The organism is Anaerosporobacter sp. (genome assembly GCF_031551385.1).
Classification (GTDB): Bacteria; Bacillota; Clostridia; order Lachnospirales; family Lachnospiraceae; genus Anaerosporobacter.
On sequence record NZ_JAVBNS010000013.1, the window covers coordinates 1 to 5,089 of the forward strand.

The window sequence follows — 5,089 nt, forward strand, 5'->3', positions numbered from 1 at the left end:
TCATTGAGCGAACATGTAACTTTATAGTAAAAACTGGGGCGGTTCTCACCGCCTCAGACTTATAACCGTTTGACATAAAGATGAGCAGTTTCCTGACAGGGTAGCTAATCTAAATGATGTCAGAACAAGAAATCAGTAACAGTTAGTTTTAATGAAGCATATACTCATAAGTATGATATATAAAAAGTTAACCCAATACATTAAGCTATAAGTATCTAAAATTGTTCAATAATTTACCAGATTATTTCGCAATACATTTTTTATTTTTATACAACGGTTATCATTATGTGAATTTTCCACATTATCTAGTAATATATTTGTATATTTATGCAACCTGCATTACATATGGACAGTCTTCTTGATTTATCCGTTTAACATATTCCTTTTTAACGTGATTTGGCATAACTCTTCATAGTTATTCGTATTTTCGCTCTCAATTGGTGTAAAATTGGTGTACAAATTGGTGTAAATAAAATGTGGGCTAAACCCGCTTAGGCAGCGATTATACTGCGGTTATACAGCGGTTATCTGAGCCATTTCATCTCCTTTGCAAAATCTCCTTGCAGAAGAAGGCTTTTTTGGGTATTATTAGTTTGCAAGAAAAATAAAGTCCAAAGACCTTCTTTGGCAAGGGAATCAGTCAGAGTTTACCTCCGGCTATTTCTATGTAAAGAGCTATGCTCTTACATACCAATCAATATTCAATTTTTATCTATACCAAGAGCCTTATATAAAGGATCTAACTGGTCTTTAACTGCATTTGCTATCTTTTCAATATCTAAACGTCCTATCATACCATTGCTTTGTATCCCCTTGTAATAAACTTTATTAGCCTGTTTATACAATCGTTGAAGCTTATCATATCCATCCTTTCCAGATACTTTTGAATTTTTACTTAACCTCAAAAATCCTAGAATTCCTTCAATATCATACAAAAACCAATCCTCAATCGAACGCTTCGCTTGTACATGAATAATTTCTAAAGCTCCATTATACGCAAGTTCCTTCTTTATCTCATCCCACTTTATCGGTGGTTTAGAAGCAAATTCAAACACATCTGTATCACTGCATAAGACAATTGTAAATTCGCAGTCCTCCGCATATTTGGGTTTAATCTCTTTTATGAATTTTCTGAGAGCAATATTTTTGAATCCCCCTACACCTCTGACGTTTTTATATTCGATATTAGTATCAAATCTACCCGCTGGATGTTGTTCTCTAGCATTTGCAACCACTTGCTTATAGAATTCAATCTCTGTATCACCCTCTACAAAAAGTACAAGGCATTTATTCATAGGCATCACTCTCCAAATAGTCACTTATACTACTCTCTGAATCAGCAAGCATTGAGAATAAATAATCGCCCATGCTCATATTAAATCCAGCAGCATCGTTCTCCAATTGTTTCTGCCCTGATTTCTTAAAGGCAAAGAACTCTGCCACTCCAGGCTGTTTGTTCATACCAACATGAATCCATGAAGGATTTAAGTAGCTGATAATATACGGCGAGTGACTAGATATAATTACCTTGCAATCATCTAGCAGCTGGCTAATAATTTGTATATATGCCTGAAATAACCCTGGATGAACCGAGTTTTCTGGCTCCTCAATGGCTATCAATGAAATGTTGGTAATACTTGATACTATTATCTTTGTCAATATCATAAAAACTCTTTTGGCTCCATCAGACATCATTGAAAAGTTCACTGGATTAGCCAAATTTTTATTTTTAACGAATAAAACATATATTGAATTAGTAAATATAAATGGTACATCCTCAGGAAATTGATTACTTTCCTCTGCATTAATTTTGAAATTCTTTACAATAACATCCGCAATGTCAGGGAACAGCTGAAAGTACACGTCCTTCAATAACTCAAACTTATCTGGATTCTGTTTCTTCAAATTAAAAATAATGCGAGGAAGATTATCGGCATTAATCATTTCATTCTCAAACCCCTTACGGATAATTGGGTCTGGCTGATAGAAACTCTTTGCATCCAAGTTATTTTCCATATACATTTTCATGCCATTTAGCTTCTTAATGATTATTGCATAATAAAGCTCATCGTATGCCCTCAGCTTATTTACAACCAGCTCGGATGACTCAACCATAATCTTTGAAGAACATCTACCTGTCTCAGAGCTTCTATACAACGCTGACTCTTTGGTTCTATTTATAAGCTGTGTATATTTCTGTCCCTTCTCTTCCAGTTTGATTTTCAGATACTCCTGTACAATCTCAGAAGTATCATCCTCATCACACTGCCAAGTAAACTCATATCCATACTGAACACGATACTCCAGCCCGTCATCTTCTGTTAAAACCTCTACCTCAAACTTGTAATTTCTGCCCTGCATACTCTGATTAATTGGAATAAGATTTGTGTTTGCCATCATCTCCGCCCTATCCTCATCAGAGGCTTTCATAAACGCTAATCCAAAATCAATACCAGAAAGAACATTAGACTTTCCAAAATTATTAAGCGCAACAAGTGCTGTTATTTTATCAAATGTAATTTTCACATTAGATAAATTCTTAAATCCATCTATTACTACGGCTTGTATCTTCATAATGACACATCCTTTCTCTTTGTCCTTATCCATAATATATCACCTCTTTGTTTTATATGCAATGGTTTTTTGCATTTTATTTGATATATTATATTAATATCGACGTATTTTTATTCCTCAAGCAATATTTCATTGCTTTTTATAGGTTTTTCTTTTCATACAACAAAAACCTCATCAGGAATATTTCCCAATGAGACTACCAAATTATCATATTAAATCTCTTCTCTACCATCAAAGTGTGTAGTAACGGCTATTTCATGTTGAAGATTTCCTTATTTACTGGGGTTGAAGGATTTTATGTCCGTGTTGCCATGGCAAAAAACATAGGATTTTTACAATACCTTGGTACATCCTCTCACAACTTGGTATATTTATCTCTTTTTCCTCTAGCCTTTTCTACTGGATATTTTTCATTATTTTTCTTTATCTTTTCAGTAACTATTGTATCTATATCCAATCCACATGCGTCCGCCATAAGCACACAGTAATTTATCACATCAGCCAGCTCTTCTTTAATTTTCTCCTGTTTGTCTTCATAGGACGTATCCGATCCGCTCCACTGAAACACTTCTAAGAGTTCTGCAGCTTCCAACGAAATTGAGATTGCCAAGTCTTTAGGATTATGAAATTGTTTCCATTCTCTATCATCTCTAAATTTCAAAATCTGATTGATTGTTTCATTTGTCATTTACATTTCCTACACTTTCTATTCCAGACAATTTTTTAAATACTCAGCAAGTTTTTTATCTGTACAATATACATAGCAACCTTTCATGCCTCTAGTCATTAATGTTCGATATGTATTTTTTATAATCTCATCAGCCTCTGATAATGCCTGCTCTGGATTTTCTTTATAGAGTTTCTTTATACCTTTTAATGATTGATCCGTTTTGGCTCTCTTTGTAAAATCGGTAACTATATGATTATTCTCATATCGCATATCATCACCAATTATTACGCCGACATAATCAAATTCAAGACCTTGTGAAGTATGTATACATCCAACTTCATCAACAGAGTTTTCATCTATTCAAATGTGGTTGAGTTTCCCAAGTTCCAGCTCATTTCAAAGTCATTTATCTTTATATCATGATATGTCGTATTATTCTGCTGAGCCTTTAGCCATTCCCAACAGTAACCTGCAAGAATTCTGGAATGATTACTAACTTTATTTCTTTCAATAATGAGATTACGAACTTCATTTGGTGAATCAACAATTTTAATATCATAATCAATATCCCACATATCACAATTAGCTGTTTCCCTTATTTCTAACGTATCATCTAACCATGCCAAATACCCATCTGATCCATTACATCTAAATTGTGAAGTCAATTCCATCTCTGACACATGTGAATCTAACAGCTCCGCCCATTTCTTTATTTCATCCACTGTCCCAATATCATTAAGTGTTACTCTTTGACTTTCATCAATGAAGAATACACTACAAAGACTGGCATTAATTATTTCCTTGATTTGATTCTCTCCTGCTATTTTAGGTCCCAATTGTGTTTTTGCTGTCAATCGATGTCCTTCATCACAAATGATGATATCTACAATATTACCTTCGGCATCTATATACGAGCCCGCACCTTTAAACATATTATTTATACTGCTTTTTCTGTGACCAGTTAACTTTTTTGCATACACGTTTCTAGGTGCACTGTTCTTCGACGTATATTGCACAAATAGTCCTTCATTTGTAAGCTTTGCAAGTAAATTAATAGCCACTACTGTCTTTCCTGTACCAGGTCCTCCTTTTACAATAACAGTCCTCTTCTTTTGATCCGCCACACATTCCAATGACGTTGACAAAATTTCTTCATACACAACCTTTTGTTCATCAAGCATAATAAATTCCTGATTTCCTTCTATCATGCCCTTGATTGAGTCCTGAAGACTTTTAGATGGCTTTATTTTTCCATTATCAATATCATATAGTAGTTGTTTATCATCACCTGTTTTTACAGACTTCTTAATAAAATCTCTTAATTTTGAAACTTCTCCTCTGCCAAAAAATGGCGCATCCTCTACATATTCTCTATATTGATTTTCCTCTAATTTCTCTGAATTGCCCTTTCTATAATTATGCATGTAAGCGCATGGATGCAGTACTATATTTCCTAATTGCACATTTTGATTATAATCATAAATCATGGCTGCATAAGACCACGCTTGATATGATGGATGCACAACTTTTCGAACTGCACCACCCGTAAATGTTTCGACAAGGGCATCCTGTCCACTTACCGCATCTACTTTATCCCATTGCTTAAGTTCAATGATTACAACATTAGATTCCTTGTTTTCTCCATATCCTGAGATAATAAAGTCTACACGTTTTGATGTCTGTGGAATATTATACTCAATGGCAATTCCTGAATTCATTGGTATTTCAGTATCATTTAGCACTTTATACATATACTCAAGCGAGTTCTCCCAAGAACGAAATTCACTCCGTGCACTTCTTCGATTCATTTTATTATAAATATTTTCTTCAATTTCTGCTGCAATC

At 34.1% G+C, this 5,089-nt stretch carries 5 protein-coding genes; all 5 read right to left on the reverse strand.

What is annotated here, in order from left to right:
• Positions 1-701 precede the first annotated feature (701 nt).
• A complete protein-coding gene (locus RMR19_RS02220) occupies positions 702-1,295 on the reverse strand; it encodes a hypothetical protein (protein ID WP_310601860.1) in 594 nt (197 codons plus the stop codon).
• Positions 1,288-2,607 carry an AAA family ATPase gene (locus RMR19_RS02225; RefSeq protein WP_310601861.1) on the reverse strand — a complete coding sequence of 440 codons (1,320 nt, stop codon included), beginning with the start codon at positions 2,605-2,607 and terminating at the stop codon, positions 1,288-1,290. Before RMR19_RS02225 ends, RMR19_RS02220 begins: the two co-directional genes overlap by 8 nt.
• Before the next feature lie 322 nt (positions 2,608-2,929).
• A complete protein-coding gene (locus RMR19_RS02230; protein ID WP_310601862.1) occupies positions 2,930-3,262 on the reverse strand; it encodes a nucleotide pyrophosphohydrolase in 333 nt (110 codons plus the stop codon).
• 18 nt (positions 3,263-3,280) lie between these two features.
• Positions 3,281-3,604 carry a DNA/RNA helicase domain-containing protein gene (locus RMR19_RS02235; protein ID WP_310601864.1) on the reverse strand — a complete coding sequence of 108 codons (324 nt, stop codon included), beginning with the start codon at positions 3,602-3,604 and terminating at the stop codon, positions 3,281-3,283.
• Positions 3,601-5,089 (reverse strand): DNA/RNA helicase domain-containing protein (locus RMR19_RS02240; protein ID WP_310601863.1); only part of this gene is annotated, 1,489 nt, incomplete at its 5' end. The genes RMR19_RS02240 and RMR19_RS02235, both read right to left, overlap by 4 nt.

Bases quoted from the DNA above. Each gene is read 5' to 3' on its own strand.
- RMR19_RS02220 (WP_310601860.1), bottom strand. From the start codon at position 1,295: ATGAATAAATGCCTTGTACTTTTTGTAGAGGGTGATACAGAGATTGAA.
- RMR19_RS02230 (WP_310601862.1), bottom strand. From the start codon at position 3,262: ATGACAAATGAAACAATCAATCAGATTTTGAAATTTAGAGATGATAGA.
- RMR19_RS02225 (WP_310601861.1), bottom strand. From the start codon at position 2,607: ATGGATAAGGACAAAGAGAAAGGATGTGTCATTATGAAGATACAAGCC.